16 protein-coding genes are annotated in these 15551 nt (G+C 57.5%); 7 read left to right on the top strand and 9 right to left on the bottom strand.

Going from position 1 to position 15551, the window contains the following annotated elements:
- Positions 1–524: 4Fe-4S binding protein (locus OR1_RS09860; protein ID WP_041971585.1), on the bottom strand; the 524-nt coding region annotated here is incomplete at its 3' end.
- A gap of 170 nt (positions 525–694) precedes the next feature.
- On the opposite strand from OR1_RS09860, the gene OR1_RS09855 reads away from it, so the two are divergent.
- Positions 695–1486, top strand: coding sequence for a sensor histidine kinase (locus OR1_RS09855; protein WP_041971584.1), 792 nt, complete (start codon positions 695–697; stop codon positions 1484–1486).
- Positions 1487–1719: 233 nt separating this feature from the next.
- Here the strand turns inward: OR1_RS09855 and ttcA are convergent, their stop codons facing one another.
- The 3 genes from ttcA to OR1_RS09840 are packed head-to-tail and all read right to left on the bottom strand — an operon-like array spanning position 1720 to position 3936.
- Positions 1720–2514, bottom strand: coding sequence for a tRNA 2-thiocytidine(32) synthetase TtcA (ttcA, locus tag OR1_RS09850; protein WP_082002895.1), 795 nt, complete (start codon positions 2512–2514; stop codon positions 1720–1722).
- Positions 2507–3418: an RluA family pseudouridine synthase gene (locus tag OR1_RS09845; protein WP_041971580.1), complete on the bottom strand. Its 912-nt coding sequence runs from the start codon at positions 3416–3418 to the stop codon at positions 2507–2509. Before OR1_RS09845 ends, ttcA begins: the two co-directional genes overlap by 8 nt.
- Positions 3415–3936, bottom strand: a complete 522-nt coding sequence (locus OR1_RS09840) for an NUDIX hydrolase (protein ID WP_041971644.1) — start codon at positions 3934–3936, stop codon at positions 3415–3417. The genes OR1_RS09845 and OR1_RS09840 overlap by 4 nt, the downstream gene beginning before the upstream one ends.
- Before the next feature lie 121 nt (positions 3937–4057).
- On the opposite strand from OR1_RS09840, the gene OR1_RS09835 reads away from it, so the two are divergent.
- Positions 4058–6235 (top strand): aldehyde ferredoxin oxidoreductase C-terminal domain-containing protein, encoded by a 2178-nt coding sequence (locus tag OR1_RS09835; RefSeq protein WP_041971579.1) that lies wholly within the window; start codon positions 4058–4060, stop codon positions 6233–6235.
- Between the two features lie 56 nt (positions 6236–6291).
- Here OR1_RS09835 and OR1_RS09830 read toward each other — a convergent pair whose 3' ends face one another.
- On the bottom strand, positions 6292–6762 hold the full coding sequence (locus OR1_RS09830; RefSeq protein WP_041971578.1) for a ferritin family protein: 471 nt from the start codon (positions 6760–6762) through the stop codon (positions 6292–6294).
- Between the two features lie 167 nt (positions 6763–6929).
- On the opposite strand from OR1_RS09830, the gene OR1_RS09825 reads away from it, so the two are divergent.
- Complete coding sequence (locus OR1_RS09825) at positions 6930–7817, top strand: complex I NDUFA9 subunit family protein (protein WP_041971576.1); 888 nt, start codon at positions 6930–6932, stop codon at positions 7815–7817.
- An 11-nt stretch (positions 7818–7828) separates the two neighbouring features.
- Here the strand turns inward: OR1_RS09825 and OR1_RS09820 are convergent, their stop codons facing one another.
- The 4 genes from OR1_RS09820 to OR1_RS09805 form a co-directional block, all read right to left on the bottom strand.
- Positions 7829–8668, bottom strand: coding sequence for an energy-coupling factor ABC transporter ATP-binding protein (locus OR1_RS09820; RefSeq protein WP_082002894.1), 840 nt, complete (start codon positions 8666–8668; stop codon positions 7829–7831).
- Positions 8665–9477 carry a cobalt ECF transporter T component CbiQ gene (gene cbiQ / locus OR1_RS09815; protein ID WP_041971575.1) on the bottom strand — a complete coding sequence of 271 codons (813 nt, stop codon included), beginning with the start codon at positions 9475–9477 and terminating at the stop codon, positions 8665–8667. The genes OR1_RS09820 and cbiQ overlap by 4 nt, the downstream gene beginning before the upstream one ends.
- A 102-nt stretch (positions 9478–9579) precedes the next feature.
- Positions 9580–10998, bottom strand: a complete 1419-nt coding sequence (locus tag OR1_RS09810) for a carbohydrate porin (RefSeq protein WP_041971574.1) — start codon at positions 10996–10998, stop codon at positions 9580–9582.
- Positions 10999–11096: 98 nt separating this feature from the next.
- Positions 11097–12170: an energy-coupling factor ABC transporter permease gene (locus OR1_RS09805; protein WP_041971572.1), complete on the bottom strand. Its 1074-nt coding sequence runs from the start codon at positions 12168–12170 to the stop codon at positions 11097–11099.
- 254 nt (positions 12171–12424) lie between these two features.
- On the opposite strand from OR1_RS09805, the gene OR1_RS09800 reads away from it, so the two are divergent.
- The 4 genes from OR1_RS09800 to OR1_RS09785 all read left to right on the top strand — a co-directional run bounded on the left by OR1_RS09800 (position 12425) and on the right by OR1_RS09785 (position 15547).
- On the top strand, positions 12425–13009 hold the full coding sequence (locus OR1_RS09800) for a hypothetical protein (RefSeq protein ID WP_041971571.1): 585 nt from the start codon (positions 12425–12427) through the stop codon (positions 13007–13009).
- Between the two features lie 140 nt (positions 13010–13149).
- On the top strand, positions 13150–14028 hold the full coding sequence (locus tag OR1_RS09795) for a hypothetical protein (protein WP_041971570.1): 879 nt from the start codon (positions 13150–13152) through the stop codon (positions 14026–14028).
- A gap of 9 nt (positions 14029–14037) precedes the next feature.
- Complete coding sequence (locus tag OR1_RS22290; protein ID WP_041971569.1) at positions 14038–15018, top strand: transporter; 981 nt, start codon at positions 14038–14040, stop codon at positions 15016–15018.
- Positions 15005–15547, top strand: coding sequence for a redoxin domain-containing protein (locus OR1_RS09785; RefSeq protein WP_160295237.1), 543 nt, complete (start codon positions 15005–15007; stop codon positions 15545–15547). Before OR1_RS22290 ends, OR1_RS09785 begins: the two co-directional genes overlap by 14 nt.
- Positions 15548–15551 lie beyond the last annotated feature (4 nt).

The following is a 15551-nucleotide window of genomic DNA, read 5'->3' as shown; positions in this document are numbered from 1 at the left end:
AAAAACTCCAGAAGCCGGACGTCGGCAACCTTGTGGTAATCGCTGGCAATGAACCCTGCCACTGCTTCAGCAGGCATCTTCCCCAGGATCGACCAGAGGAAAAAGGAGAGCAACAGGTATTTCAAGCCGCGCAAGGGGATATCGAGCCAGGCCGGCGGACGGAGGTTTCGCCCGGTCAGCCGGAACCCCGCCTTCCAGAGCAGTTCCGAAATGGCCCCGACCGGGCAGATCCAGGAGCAGAAGGACCGCTTGAGCAACAGCGACACGCTAATTATGGTGATAAACATGACCACTGCCGCCGGATGTATCTGGTTGATGACGCCGTTGACGACCCAGTCCTTGAGCCCGAGCAGGCCGGAGATCGGGAGAAATGCCTCTACCCCGGCCGGGCGGGGCGGCGCAACTGCGCCACCTGAGGCGGACAGGGTGACGAACTGGAAAAAACGGTACCCGAGATACAGGCTGAAAAATACAAAGCCCCACTGAATTGCTGTTCTGAGCGGCTGAACATAACGCTGGTGCATCCGACCTCCGTGATTTGTGACCGTTGTTAATAACATATACCGGTGAGCAGCTGCTGTAAATCGCAAACGCGCTGCCATTTTGCCGGCAATAATTGACGAATAGAAATTTCGGGATATTCTAAAGTGGAATTTAATCGCCCGGGCCGGGCGAAAAGTTTTTGGAGGAGTTGATGTCGGAACGGAAGGGGATTGCCACGGCGAGTCCCGGGCAAGCCGGGGACCCGGAGAGCAGGATCCGGTATCTGGAACATGAACTCGCACAGGTCCGTAAGCTGGAAGAGATCGGGATGCTGGCCGGTGTGCTCGCCCATGATCTGAACAATATCCTCACCCCGATATTCGGCTACTCGACCATCCTCAAACGCGATATGGACAAGGAACACCCACTGGCCAAGGCGGTAGGGGTGATCGAGAAATCAGCGGAAAGGGCGGCGCTGCTCGTAGGGAAGCTTCTGGGCTGTTCACGGCAGATGGAACCGGTTGTAATTCCTGTCGGCATAGCGGAACAGCTTGAGTCGTCCCTGGACGCCCTGAGAGGAAAAGTCGCTGTCGAGAACTGTTTTTCCGAGGTGCCGCCAATCCTTGGCGATCCGCACCAGATTGCCGTGCTTTTCCGGTGTTTGTTTAATAACGCCGTTGAGTCGATGGGGACGCAGGGCAAGCTTAGCATTACCGTTGACCAGGTTTCCCTTGACCAGGAGTTCTGCCGGCATCATCCGCCTCTCAAGCCCGGCACGCATGTCTGCATCGTCATTGCGGATAATGGCCGCGGGATGTCCCCCGACTTCCTGGAGAAGGCCTTTGACCCGTTCATTTCCACCAAACCCGCCGATTTCTGTGCCGGCATTGGCTTGACCCTTGCTCGCAGCATTGCCCGAAAACATACCGGTTACATTAAGCTGGAAAGTTGTGAGGGTAAGGGCACCATTGCCAAGGTTTATCTCCCCGCTTATCAAGGTTGATGTCTGCTTGAATCCAGTGTGACATATTCTGTCATAGTCCCCTGATATGATTTTTCTTGAAACAAATTCTGGAAAAGTCATGAGACCTGGTGCGCAAAATCTGCTGCGCCAGGGAGCAAAGGAGGGACGGATGGAACCTCTGGTGATCTTCAGCATATTGCTGGTGGCATACTGTGCAGGGTTGGCGCTGAGAGACGAGATCAGGGAGTGGCGGGGCGAGGCGACCAAGAGGGTCAGGCCGGTTCGCCCAGCGCGCCATCGACCGGTGCGGCGGGTGGGACGGAAAGCCGTTTGTCCAGCAGGTGGCGGGGCTGCACGTTGGCAAGTGCCCGCAAGATGCTCTGCCTGATATGCGGGATATCCCGCTCCAGCTCGGAGATAAGCCGCTTCATCCTCTTGCGCTGCATGTCCGCTTCGCCGCAGGCCGGGCAACGGCAGCAGACGACCGGGAAAGACTTCAACCGGGCGAACTCGATGATCTGGGCCTCGGAAACGTACACCAGGGGCCGAATAACGGTGGTTACTCCGTTGTCTGCCAGCATGGATGCGGCCATGGATTTGAGTGACCCGACAAAGAACTGATTGAGCAGCAGGGTTTCGGCAAAATCGTCGAGATGGTGGCCGAGCGCCAGCTTGTTGCAGCCGAACCGCTGGGCAAGCTCGTAGAGCGCGCCGCGCTTCAGCCGGGCGCAGATGGAGCAATAAGATGAGCCTTCGCGCCGTTTTGCCTTGATGATGCCGTAATGGTCGGTCTTCTCGATATGGTGCTCGAAGCCGTGCTCTTTGAGATGGCCGCCGATAATATCGGTTCTGAAGCCGGGGTAGCCGGAATCTATAGTGAGGGCCATGATCTCGAACCGGATCGGCGCCCGCTGGCGCAAAGATTCCAGGATATGCAGCAGGGTGTAAGAGTCCTTGCCGCCGGATACCGCGACCGCGATCCGGTCGCCAGCCGCAATCAGGCCGTGATCGGCCACTGCGCGCCCCACCGCGTGCTTGATCTTCTTGAAAAGCAGTTCTTCAGTCATTGCCGGTCTCATCCCCAGTCGGTTCGATCAGAATGCCGAGTCCAGCGCAGATGGCGCAAAAAGTCCCGTCCACCGGGGCTTCGGCAGAAATCTGCTGCCCAGAGGGACCTTTGAAGGCCATCCGGCGGCAGTGGAGCATGATCCGCTCTGCCGGAGGGGCGCCGTAGTTGACGTCGCCGATGATCGGCAGACCGGAATGCGCCAGATGGACCCGGATCTGGTGGGTCCGCCCGGTCAGCGGCTTCGACTCGATCAGGGCTGAGCCGGCGCCCCTGGCGAGAACCCGGAAATTGGTGACCGAGCTTTTCCCCGGCTGCATTACCCCGTAACGGAACTTGTTGAGCTTGCCGATTGGCGCGTCCACCTGCCATGCTTCTTCAGCAGGGGTGCCGGAAACAACTGCCCAGTAAACCTTTTCGACCCTGCCGGCCTTGAATTCTCCGGCGATATGGGTGGCAGCCTTTTTGTTTTTCGGAAAGAACAGCACCCCGGATGTGCCCCGGTCGAGCCGGTGGACGATCCGCGCCTCTTCGTTCAGTCCGATGGCGCGGAGGTAACATCCGACGGCATATTCAGCCGTTCCCTTGAGCTGATAGGGGGTCCGCTGGCTGTTGATGCCGATCCCCTTGTTCACCGCCAGGCAGTCGCGGTCTTCGTATAGCATGTCGCCGGCAGTATAGACGAGATCGAGGCACCGTTCCTTTTCGATCAGTCCGAGGGCAATGACATCCCCCCGGTGCAGTTGGCGCGACGCGACGCGTACCAGCGCCATGTTGATCGTGCAGCTTCCCCAGTCGATCAGGCGGCGGATTTCGGTCTTGGACAGCTGGGGGAAAAGGGCTTTCAGCCCGTCGTCAAGCCGGGCTCCTTCCAGTTCCGCACCAACAGTGGCATTAAGAATCACGAGGGTCTCCCGCCGGCCCGCATGAGGGCGGCAATGGTCTTACCGTCCACAATCCTGCCGTCGCAGGCCATTGCCAAGGCATCGGGCAGAGAAACCCGGACCGGATGGATGTCTTCGAACTGCTCCTGTTCCGCCTCACCCTGGGTTAATCCCCGGGCAAGGAAAAGGTAGATCTTCTCGTCGAACACCCCCGGCGACGGGTAGATGAAACCGAGCGGTTCGAGCACGGCGCTACGCAGGCCGGTCTCTTCCTGCAGTTCCCGCCGGGCGCATTCTGCCGGATCTTCGCCCTTGCCGAGCCTGCCGGCCGGTATTTCCAGGCTGATGCCGTCAATGGCGGGGCGAAGCTGGCGGATGAGGGTGACCGTGCCGTCGTCGTGCAACGGCAGCACCGCTGCCCCCCCGGGATGGCGAACGATCTGGAAGGGGTGCCACCCCTTGTCGCCGATCCTGACCTCCATCTGCTCAAGGTTTACGACCAGCCCCTGAAAAATAATCGATCTGTTGCGTGTCTCCATGTTGTTGGTAGATAGCATGTAAATCTGCATCTGGGAAGAGATTTTCAAAGAAGTGCTGGCGTACTTTTTGTTGTCGTGATATTTTTTTCAGCTCAAATTCACCCGGTACAAAGGGATCGATATGAACTATGCAAAGACCAGCCTTGATCACGGCTATGCCAACAGGATTCTGACCATTGACCTTACAACCAGCGTTATAGAGACACCGGAACTGGACCGGGAAGTACGGGACTACTTCCTCGGCGGGCGTGGCCTTGGCCTCTATCTGCTGCACAGGGCCATCACTGCGAAGACAAAGGCCTATGACCCGGAAAATCCGTTGATTCTTGCCAATGGCCCGCTGGGAGGGATACCTCAGTTCCCCGGAACAGCCAAGGCCATGGCGGTCTCGCTTTCGCCGCTGACCGGCATCCCGGGGGTATCGAATTTCGGCGGGTACTTCGGGGCGTTCATGAAGTACGCGGGGTTTGACGCCTTGAAGGTAACCGGAAAGTCGGACCGCGACCTGATGCTTGTGATTAACGGCATCAAGGGAGAAATAACCATAGAAGATGCGCCGGCCGACGATGAGGCTTTCGACCTCGAGCGCGACATTGATTCGAGATTTACGGCTGAGGGGTACGACAGGAGGAACATCGCCTTCATGTCAACCGGCATCGGCGCTGCCAATACCAACTACGGCTGCATAAACAGTCATTATTTCGATGTTACCAAGCCCAAGCCCGGCGGCAAGGGCATTTACCGGACAAAACAGGCCGGGAGGACCGGTATCGGCTCGGTCATGCACGACAAAGGGATTCGCGCCATTATCGTCATTGCCGAATATCCCCATGGCGAAAACCCCTACGGCGCTGCTGACTGGGGGAAGGCGAAGGCGGCCGGCGCGAGACTGCACAAGGTGGTCAAGGAGGTTGATCCCCAGTCGCTGAAGATGTCACGCAAAGGGAGTGCCGGGCTGATTACGTTCATGAGCAAGCCGGAGTACCAGTCCCTGCCGGTGAACAATTTCCAGGCCGGGTCTGACGACCGCGCCCACCTGATCTGCGGCAAGTTTTACGCGGAGAATCTTTTCGAGCACAAGGGGATGGACGGATGTTTCCCCGGGTGCAACCTGCAGTGCACCAAGGGTGGGTGGGTGACGCTCAAATCCGGTGCCCATGCCGGGCAGAAGGTCTGGGTGGATGGCCCGGAATACGAGACTGCGGCGGGGTTCGGTTCCAACTTGGGGATCTGGAGTGCCGAATTCATCCTTGAGGCCAACTGGCACTGCGACAACTACGCCTTTGACACGATATCGACCGCAACAATCATGGCCTTCCTGATGGAGTGCTTTCAGCGCGGCTTTCTCACCAGGGAGGATACCGACGGCCTGGAACTGACCTGGGGCGATGAAGCCGCCGCTCTCACCTTCATGCACCGGCTTGCCCACGGCGAGTCCGAGGTGGCAAGGGTTGCCGGCCAGGGGATGCTCCCGCTTTTCGACTGGGTTGCCGAGCGTTATCAGGCAAGGACCGGCATTGATCCCAGACCGGAGCTGAAACTGTTCGCCATGCAGACCAAGGGGCTCCCGTTCTCGTTCTATCGCACCCACCGCTCTCTTTCCATGCAGGGATCATACGCGGCTGCCAGCGATATCGGCGCCCATCACGCCGCTGCCTGGCTGATAAAGGCCGACCTGCTCGGCGCATTTCCGACCTTCAAGGACAAGGCGAGGGCCTTGATGGCCTATCCGAGGGTGAGGCTCGGGAACGACAACCTGGGGCTTTGCAAGCTGCCCTGGGTCGATGTCTTCAACCCCGAATCGGCCAAACGGACCGATACCGATGTTCATATCAATCCCGCATCCCAGGAGATCTACGCCGACTTCTACAATGCCATGCTCGGCACCAGCCTCACCTGGGAGGAGATCTTCGAACAGACCGACCGGGACATAAACCTGCAGCGGGTTATGAACGTGATGAGATTCGGCGCGGACGCTGCAAAGCACGACTGGATTCCTGACCGGGCCATCGGTCCTACGGAGGATTCACTGTACGAGGCAGAGGCAGATTACAACGACGCCGAGGTTGCACGCATCCTCGACAAAGCGCTGGCAGGGGTCGGGCAGATGTCGACCGCGGAAAAGCGCGAGGTTCTGATGAACTACCGCAAGGGGGAGCTGAAGAAGCTCATCCAGGTCTACTACGAAGAACGCGGCTGGAATTCCAACGGAATTCCGACAAAGTCCGAACTCAAGTACCTGGGGCTCTGGGCGTTTCTGACCGAAGAGACCAAGGAGAGGCTGAAAGAACTCCAGTAAATGAAAAAAGCCTGCGCAAGCAGGCTTTTTTGTTTGAATCCATTGAAACCCAAGGGTCAGTTTTCGGTCATGAAGTGCTGCTCGTAAAGGTCTTCCAGGCTCTGCAGATGCCTGCTCTCGTCGGCAAGCAGCCGCTGGAAGAGCTTGGCGTTCGGTGCCCCGGAACAACCTTCGGACAACCTTTTATAGAAGTCGATGGCGCCTTTCTCCAGGTGAATGGCATATGCCAGCGCCTCACGACCGTCGGAATCCGGACTCAACTCCTTTTTCGGCAGCACGTAGTCGAGGTTCATGGTCGGCACCGGTTGGGCCATCTCCTCGCCGCTTCCCATCTGCCCCAGAAGCAGGGCTTTTTCCAATTCCTGTTTATGGTTCAGTTCGTCCAGGGCCGAGTCCCGGAGGATCTCCTTCGCGCCCTTGTTTTTCAATATCCGAATGGAATTAAGGTAGTTTCTGAACCCCTCTTCTTCCATCTGTATCGCCATCTCGATTGCGGCTTCAAAGGTATAGCATACCTGATCGCTCATTAATTGCTCCTCCTGCCGGTAAAATTTAGAATTTTTTAGCACAATTGCCCCTGAAGCACAAGCATGATTGTATACATTGGCGCTTCGACTCGGGCGCAGGCTGGTCATAAAGGCAGGGTGCGATAAAATAACAGAATAGGAGTCAATCAAGGACGCGGGAGTCGATAATGAAGATATTCGTCGCCGGTGGGACAGGGTTCGTCGGTACGGTTCTGTGCGAAACTTTGCGCGAATCCGGCCATAGTGTAAGGCTGCTCGTACATCGGCGCCGTGACCATGGTCCGGACGGCATGGAGCAGGTGGAGGGGGATGCGGCCGATCTCGACAGCTTTTGCGGCAGCGTTGCGGGCTGCGACGCGGTGATCAACCTGATCGGCATTATCCGGGAGTTTGCCGGCCGCGGGGTAACGTTCGAGAAGCTGCATGTCGAAGCGACGCGGAACATGGTTGCCGCTGCCGAAAAGGTCGGCATAAGGCGTTATCTGCAGATGTCGGCGCTCGGGTCGCGGCCGAACGCGGTGTCGCAGTACCACCGGACCAAGTGGCGGGCCGAGGAACTGGTGCGCGGCTCCGGCCTGGAATGGACGATCTTCCGGCCTTCTCTGATCTTCGGCCCTGGCGATGCGTTCGTCAACATGGTTGCGGACCAGATCAGGAAGCTCCCGGTTGTGCCGGTCATCGGCGACGGTAAATACCGGTTGCAGCCGATATTTGTCAAGGATGTGGCCCGTTGTTTTGTCAAGGCCCTGGCAATGCCCGAAACCGTGGGGAATGCCTACGAATTGTGCGGGCCGGATCGGCTGACCTATCTTGAGCTGATCGACACGATCGCCACTGCTGTGGGGAGAAGCAGACCGGTAAAGATGAAAAACCCGTTGCTGTTGATGAAGCTGGCCACAGCGCTGCTGGAGCAGTTCCCGATCTATCCTGTAACCCTGGATCAGATCCAGATGCTCATCGAAGAGAGCATTTGCGACGGTTCCTGGCAGGAGACGTTCGGCTTTACGCCGACAAGGTTTGGGGAGGGTATCGCCTCATATCTGCAGGCGAATTGAGGCCTCTGCAGTTAATGCTTGTGGTGGTGGCTGTGATGATGGTCATGGGGGTGGTCGTGATGGTGGTGATGATCCGAGTCATCGGGCGTGAAGACCGGAACCCGGCCGGAACAGACGGGGCATCCCTGCATCGAGAGCGGTTTTTCCAGCCGGCATTCGGCCAGCAGTTCGTGATCTCCGAAAATGTCGCGTGACAGCCCGTCCGCCCTCACCTCGCCATCCTTCAGGACAATGACCCTGCTGCATAGCTCCACCACCATGTCGAGATCATGACTGGTGATGATCCTCGTATGCTGGAACTCCCGCATAAGTCCCATCAGCTGCCGCCGCGCAAACGGGTCCAGCCCGTTGGTCGGCTCGTCCATGACCAGGATGTCGGGTGACATCGACAGCACGGTGGCGATGGCGACCCGCTTCTTTTCCCCACCGGAGAGATGATACGGCGGCTTGTCCTTCAGGTGGGTCGCATCTACCCGTGCCAGCGCCGCCATCACGCACTGTTCGGCATCGCCGGCGGTGAAGCCGAGGTTGAGCGGGCCAAAGGCGACATCTTCGAATACCGTCGGCATGAACAGCTGATCGTCCGGGTCCTGAAACACCATCCCCACGGTCCGGCGGATTTCCGGGAGGGTCCCCTTGGTCAGCGGGAAGTCGCCGATTCTTATCGTGCCAGATGTCGGCGTCAGATAGCCGTTGAGATGGAGCAGCAGCGTGGATTTGCCGGCGCCGTTGGCGCCGATGATCCCGACCGATTCGCCGTGGGTGATACGGAAGGAGATGTCTTTTAGGGCAACGGTGCCGTCGGGGTAGGTGTGGCGGAGGTTTTTCACCTCAACGATATGATGGCTCATGAAAGAATCCCGGTAATTAAACCTCCGAGCAGTTGCGGGAGGTTGTAGAGTCTGAAGGTGACAAACAGGACACCCCAGCCGATCAGAAAGACGGCTTCAGCCATGCCGAAGCGGGCGAGCTGCCTGGTGTGAAACTCGCCGTCGAAACCGCGGGCAATCATCGCCATATGGACCCGCTCTGCCCGTTGCCAGGTCCTGAGCAGCAGGTGGCCGATCATCGAGCCGTAACTGGCAATGCCCAGCCCTTTTTTGCCGCAGGCCCGGAGCTGACGGGCACGGGACGTCCGTCCCGCCTCCTCGGTAAGCACGAAGATGTAACGGTAGAGAAACATCAGCTGGATGACGAACGCCTGCGGTGTTCCCATCTGTTCGAGCGCCCGGCAGATTGCGGGGAAGCCGGTGATCGCCACCAGGATGAGCGCAGCGGTGACGGTGAGCATCGCCTTTGCCATGATTGCGATCCAGGACACGATGCCGCCGGAGATGACCATTGTGCCGACCGTGACCAGCGGCGCCCGGTCCAGGACCGGATTGAACAACCCGACGACAAAGGCAAAGGGGAGCACCAGGATCGCCTTGCGGAGAATGAAACCGGCCGGCAGGTTTGCAATCCCGATCAGGACCGCAGGGAAGATGAAGAAGGAGAGCAGAGCGGATAGTTCGTATTTGCCGAACGACACCACCGAGATGATGAAAATCAAAGTTGCCAGAACCTTGGCGCGGGGATCAAGGCGGTGCAGGCTGCTGTCGCCGTTTGCCAGCAGGTCGAGCTGTTTGAAATCGAGGATGGCGCCGTCGATGGAGAGCATAAGCCTCTTAACTGAACAAGGGAGAGGTTTGAGCCTCTCCCCTTCCATTTCCGAAGTTGTCAGGTGTTGAGATCTTTACACGATATCCGGGCCTGGTTCAAGTCAGAACGTGACCTGGGACCTGATGCCGAGTACTGCGACATTGTCAGCTCCCCTGCTGCCGGCCGGCTGCATGATATACTGGAAAATCGGCACCATGTTGATCTTTTCGTGGAGCTTGATGCTGTAGTACGTTTCTACCAGTTTTTCCTGCGCGGACAGGAATCCGCCCGACCCGGCAATCTGGCCATAGGCGACGGCAAAAATGTCGTCACTGCGCCCCGGGATCGGTCCGGCATACTGAACCCCGGCGCTCCAGCTTCTGGAAGCCGTGTAGACATTCTTTTCCCGCTGCGCAAACCGTCCGAAAACAATGAGCTTTTCGGTCAGCTGCTGATCAATGCTGATGCCGGCGTTGTAGGCATTCCGGTTCTGCAATTTTAGGGTGTTGTCCGGTTTTGCCCCGTCCACTGCGCCGTAGACCCGGTAATTGCCCTGCAGTTCGCCGACTTTGATCTTGGCGTCAAGCTCGGCAATACCAAAACCGTTCGAGGTAATGTTGTCGCCAGTGGCGCTGCTGCTTGTGTAGCCGATTCCGAAGGTCAGGGTGTCTCCCAGCTTGGCGTGGATGCGGGCACCCGGGCCGTTATACGGGAAAGAGACAGCCGGGGCATTGATGAAAGGAGTGGCAAGGAACTGGCTGGTTTCGTCATTGGCGGCCGTGTTGTTGTCAAAGTAGTCGGTGATGGAAATCTTGCCGATGGTGGCGATCAGCCGGTCGTCAAACAGGGACTGCTCGACGAACGCCTTGTAGAACCGGACATTGTCGCCGTCAGCCGTGGCAATGCCGTTCAGTCCGCCAAGGTTGGCGATCCGTGAGTCGATCCCTTTGCCACCTTCGGCCCGGATGTTGATCACGGCAATAGTGCTGTCAGTGATCCTGAAATTGAATACCAGGTCCCCGCGGCCGACCGCGTCGCCGCCGTCCTTCTGCTGCCGGTTGCCGATCGTATTCTGGAATGCCCCCACCATAGAGCCGCTTATGGAGATATTTTTTGTCAACGGATAGAGTGCTGTGCCGAGCCCCTCGTTCCTGGCCTGGAAAGTGCGCGTACGCACCATCAGCATCTCGGTCCGAAGCTCGTCCTCGATCTCGGCCAAACTGGAGAGGTCGTCCCGGGAGACCGATTCGGCCCCTTCCTTCACAACCTTTTCAGCCAGTTTCTCCTCCATGAGATGCAGGGATGCCGCCAGATCCATCCGGACCAGGCAGAGTTTTCCCTCCTCGAACTCTTTTGAAAAGACCCCTTCAAGCTTGTATTTCTTGGCAATGTCGAGCATGACGCGACATGACTGGTGGGAGGAGTAAACCTTGTCGGGAATCTTGGCTGCGGGATGAAGAGCAAAGGCAGAGGGCGCGAGGACAAATATGAGCAGCACACAGACATGCAAAAACAGCATGCGGCACATTACGGATTTCATGGCGCCTCCATCGAGGAAATTAATCACATAAGTATATTTACACAGATGCAATGATTTGCAACAAATACTGCATATTTGCCGGCCATCCCGTTGTTGGCTCAGACCACCCGGGACCGCCGCTTCAGGAAATAACCGATGGCAAAAACGATCAACAGGGTGATCAGGCCGCCGGTGATCCCAGATAGACTGCTGGCGGGGTCGCTGCCATTTTCTCTATTTTCGCCGGTTGCCTCCGGGGCGGTTTTATTGGCTGCCGCATCGATTGTTGCCGCCTTGGCTTCTTTGTCATGTTTTTTGAAGGAGTAATCCGGCAGGAAGGCCAGTCGTTCCTGAAGCCGTGCCAGAGCCGCATGAACGCCGCCATTGCTCCCTTCGAGCTCTTCCTTGCCGGTAATCTTGGCGATCGACCATTCCAAGCCGTCCGGTTTTTCGGATGCAAACCGCGACACGATACCACCTGCCAGAATCGATATTGCCAGAAACGCAAAAACGATATGTTTCATTGCCATCCCCCTGGCCGGGGTATCATCCTGCGCACCCTGGATTATCTCGGGCCTGGCTCTGAATACGAACGATACCACTGCCGCGGTCACGACTCCTTCGACAATTCCGATTGCGAGGTGGATCGGCTGCATGAGAGCCACAAAGGTAGTGAACGGCAGGGAGGAGATGCCCGAGGCAACGGTTTCAAGGACGACGCCGAGCGCGCCGAGCTGGAGGCCGACAACGGCTGAAGCGATGGCCGCAACAGTTATCTTCCCCTGGGTAGCGTTGGTAGCGGCAATCTTTTTATAGATCAAAGGGTAGGCAATAAACGCCGGGAATATCCCGAGATTGAAAATGTTGCAGCCGAGCGCCAGCAGTCCGCCATCGGCAAAAAACAGCGCCTGAACCACCAGCACCGACGCAATGGTTAAGAAAGAGGCATAAGGCCCCAAAAGGATCGACAGTATCATGCCCCCGCCCAGATGGCCGCTGGAGCCAGTGGCAGGGATGGTGAAATTGATCATCTGGGCTGCAAAGATGAATGCCCCCAGAACCCCCATGAGCGGGACTTTGCCGCTATCCATCTCATTCTTCACCTTGGCTGAGCAGTAAACGATTGTCCCGGCGCTTGCCGCCCACATGACACCGCCTACAGCCGGTGAAATCAGCGCATCTGCCATGTGCATCTGAAAATCCCCCGAAAATGATCTGGCAGAAGGGTAGCACATTGCTGGAAATCGTGCTACACAAAATACACGATAAATGAATTCGTGTGCTGTTTGTCTTTGGCAGCATGGCCGTATTGGCATATTTCGTGATGTATACTAGCCAACAAATTCATTTTATCGGCTTTGAGCCATTCATTGTCAAACTAAGCGACAAAATCCGTTGTTTTCGCAATTTATGTTGCAGTCATTTATGGGTTCCCCGGCGGAAAACCATGCGCAATGTTCCCCGTACATACGCCGCAGCGTTGCTTATTATTGCATATGTGACACTGCTGCTCGGTCAGCTTGCCCCGATGGCCATGGGCTCGGCAATCATCACCCATGCAATAACCGGTGAGTGTTCCGGCGATTGCGACATTGACGGTTGCTCTCCCGCGAGCCGTGCGAACCATACCTGCTGTTGCGGGCAAAAGAAACAGCAGCGGGTTGCCATGATCCAACCGGCAATGAAAACCGCGGTAACTCAGGCCGGGAAGGCGTGCTGCTGCCCAACCAAGGTCCGGCAGTCATCCGTGCCGGTTTTCAGTTGCTGCAAGAATACTTCAGCTGATCATGCAGAAGCAGCCGCAACGGCTACGCAGGACTCGCTGCCGGTCTACAAGTGCGGGTGTCCCTGCAGTGACGGCAAGCAGCTTGCCTTGGAGGGAGCAGGGAAAATCGACTGGGTTCCCTTCCCGTTGTCTGTGGTCAAAGCCGTCAACTACGAAGTTCATAATCGTTCATTAGACCCCGCACGTCTGACCTCCCGTCATAGTGACCCGCCCGATCCGCCCCCGAAAATCGCCGCCTACGTATAATCTGAAACCTTGGTCACTGCGGCATTTCTAAAACTGACTACTGCCGCATGTTCCGTAAAGCTGCCATCAACGGGCGCTGGTTCAAGTGCGGCCCGTTTCGGGCAGCTAGGGGAAGTCTCTATCTTATTCCGGAGGAATTCATGAATATACTATCGATTACACGCCATATCGTTTTGCTGGTGATGGCTGCCATTCTGGCGGCCTGCGGCAGTTCAAGCAGTGGTACAGCCACTGCTGCAAATGAATCGGTTCAGACTGCCAGCTACAAGGTGGAATACATCCCGGTAACGACTGCAGCAGAGGGTAAATCCGCATTCAAGATCCGTCTGACTAACCGGACCACCGGTGCAATCGTGACCGGCAAAACCGTTACGCTCACCCCCAAGATGCAGATGACCGGCATGAGCCACGGTACCCCGGCCGGTGCGATCATGGACAATGGTGACGGCACCTATTCCGGCACCATCTACTATCTCATGGCATCGAACAGGGCCGATGGCACCTCAATGGGGACCTGGGAGCTGAAATTCGCCATCGACGGCGAAACCGCCACGTTCAACCCGGTAGTCGCCATGGGCATGGGGACGACTCCAAGGACCACCCTGAAAGGGATCACCGACACCATTTCCAGTGCGATGGGCAACCCGCCGGCCCAGCGCAGCTATTACCTGTTTAACGACGGCATATCCGGTAATACGGTAAAGCTGTATATTGCCGCCCTGGATGACGGGATGATGACGCAGTACCCCGCCATATCATCAGGGTCGACTCTTCATGACGCCATGAACGCTTCCTGGACCGCTAATCCGGTGACCGTTGCGCTCTCGACCGATGCGACGAATTGGGTTACCGCAACAGATGACGGCAGCGGCCACTGGTCCAATACAAATGTCACGCTTACTGCCGGAGGCAAGCTGTATGTCCGGCTATCGGTAAATGGCGAGCAGAAAACGGTTGACGGCCTTGCCGTTGCCGGTACGAATGGCTATGCAACCTTCTCCATCGCCTCCGGCATGTAGGCAATAGCCATGCTACGCTTTCAATTATTCATTGTTGCGGCAGTCCTGCTTGTCGGGGCTGCCACCCCTTTCACCCAATCTGCCCGGGCTGCCTCCTGTTGCGGCGGAGGCTCGGCCGCTTCCCTGAGTGTCCCGAAATACGCCCGGGCCGTTGCTGACCTTTCATTTGATGCCGAACAGTACGACGGGTTCTGGAACCAGGACGGCAGGCATATCCAAGATCCTCCTGGGTCGGACCTGGTGCAGTACCGGCTCAATATGGGGCTGGGGTATCGTATTGCCACCGATTGGCAGGCAGCTATAACGGTCCCCTATGTCTGGAACGACAACACCTACTCCGGAGTCACATCCCATACGGATGGCCTGGGTGATACCACCATCAGCCTGACTTACGAACTGTTGGATGACAACTCCATCTGGAAGGTGCGGGACCTGGCGGGATTGGTTCCCGGCGTATCTCTGGGGCTTGCGCTGCTGGTGCCGACCGGGATTTCGCCTTACGATGACGTCAAGAGCAGTTTTGATGTGACCGGGCGAGGCTTCTATCGCCTGGACGGGACGCTGTTGCTGGAAAAGACCATCCGGCCCTGGAATGTCGCGGTCAATCTGGCCTACGGTACTTACTTCGAACGGGACGTCAACCGGGAATACGGCAAATATGTCGAACCGTACCGCAAGCAGTTGGGGGACCGGGCATCGGCCTCTGTGGCAGCGGGATACACCTATGTACTCGGTACCGGTGGCAGCTCGGTCAACGGGTCGGTCAGTTACGCCTGGCTGAACGAAGAAGATGCCAGTTACAACGGCAACACCGACCATAACAGCGGTTTCCGCAAACAATCGATTGGCGGGACTCTCACCTATTCCAGCACCGACAGCAACTGGAGCCTCCGGGCCGGCTGGAATCATGCACTGCAGGAGGATGGCTGGGGCTGCAACTTCCCCACCACCGATATCTTCACTCTGGGGGTCCGTTATGTCTTTCTCTAGATTGTTCGGCCTGCTCTTGCTCTGCTGCCTGCTTTCCGCCTGTGGCGACAACCTGATCCCTTCCGGTGAGGACAAGCGCCCGACCGCGCAACCCGGAACTACCGGACCGGCGGTTGGACAGCTGGCCCCGGAATTCTCCGTTCCGGACATCAACGGCAGGACCGTTACCCTTGCCAACGCACTGGCAGATAAAAAAGGAATAGTCCTCTACTTCACCATGTGGTGTCCGATCTGCGACAGCCACATGAGTCACCTGCGCGCCGCAATTGCCCCCAATTTCCCCAATGTCGGCTTCTATGCCGTTGATTATGTCTCCGGATCGGTCGGCGATGCTGCCGCTGCCGCATCAGCCAACGGGTATGCGGGCGGCACATTGACCATTCTTGCGGATGTCGCCCACCAGCTGACGAACTCGTATCAGGGCACCATGGGAACGACCATAATCATCGACAGTTCCGGAGTTGTCCGCATGAATGAAGACTACCGGGACGGCTCGCGGCTGCAGGCTGGCCTGGCAGGTCTCCCCTAAGAAA

The organism is Geobacter sp. OR-1 (genome assembly GCF_000813145.1).
Classification (GTDB): domain Bacteria; phylum Desulfobacterota; class Desulfuromonadia; order Geobacterales; family DSM-12255; genus Geoanaerobacter.
The sequence above is the reverse complement of the archived record's forward strand: the minus strand, read 5'-3'. Positions and strand labels throughout refer to the sequence as shown.

Coding starts and splice junctions, on each gene's coding strand:
- OR1_RS09830 (WP_041971578.1), bottom strand. CDS start 6,762: ATGAGCGATCAGGTATGCTATACCTTTGAAGCCGCAATCGAGATGGCG.
- OR1_RS09795 (WP_041971570.1), top strand. CDS start 13,150: ATGAATATACTATCGATTACACGCCATATCGTTTTGCTGGTGATGGCT.
- OR1_RS09840 (WP_041971644.1), bottom strand. CDS start 3,936: ATGGAGACACGCAACAGATCGATTATTTTTCAGGGGCTGGTCGTAAAC.
- OR1_RS09855 (WP_041971584.1), top strand. CDS start 695: ATGTCGGAACGGAAGGGGATTGCCACGGCGAGTCCCGGGCAAGCCGGG.
- OR1_RS22290 (WP_041971569.1), top strand. CDS start 14,038: ATGCTACGCTTTCAATTATTCATTGTTGCGGCAGTCCTGCTTGTCGGG.
- OR1_RS09800 (WP_041971571.1), top strand. CDS start 12,425: ATGCGCAATGTTCCCCGTACATACGCCGCAGCGTTGCTTATTATTGCA.
- cbiQ (WP_041971575.1), bottom strand. CDS start 9,477: ATGCTCTCCATCGACGGCGCCATCCTCGATTTCAAACAGCTCGACCTG.
- OR1_RS09825 (WP_041971576.1), top strand. CDS start 6,930: ATGAAGATATTCGTCGCCGGTGGGACAGGGTTCGTCGGTACGGTTCTG.
- OR1_RS09810 (WP_041971574.1), bottom strand. CDS start 10,998: ATGAAATCCGTAATGTGCCGCATGCTGTTTTTGCATGTCTGTGTGCTG.
- OR1_RS09835 (WP_041971579.1), top strand. CDS start 4,058: ATGAACTATGCAAAGACCAGCCTTGATCACGGCTATGCCAACAGGATT.
- OR1_RS09820 (WP_082002894.1), bottom strand. CDS start 8,668: ATGAGCCATCATATCGTTGAGGTGAAAAACCTCCGCCACACCTACCCC.
- OR1_RS09805 (WP_041971572.1), bottom strand. CDS start 12,170: ATGCACATGGCAGATGCGCTGATTTCACCGGCTGTAGGCGGTGTCATG.
- OR1_RS09785 (WP_160295237.1), top strand. CDS start 15,005: ATGTCTTTCTCTAGATTGTTCGGCCTGCTCTTGCTCTGCTGCCTGCTT.
- ttcA (WP_082002895.1), bottom strand. CDS start 2,514: ATGACTGAAGAACTGCTTTTCAAGAAGATCAAGCACGCGGTGGGGCGC.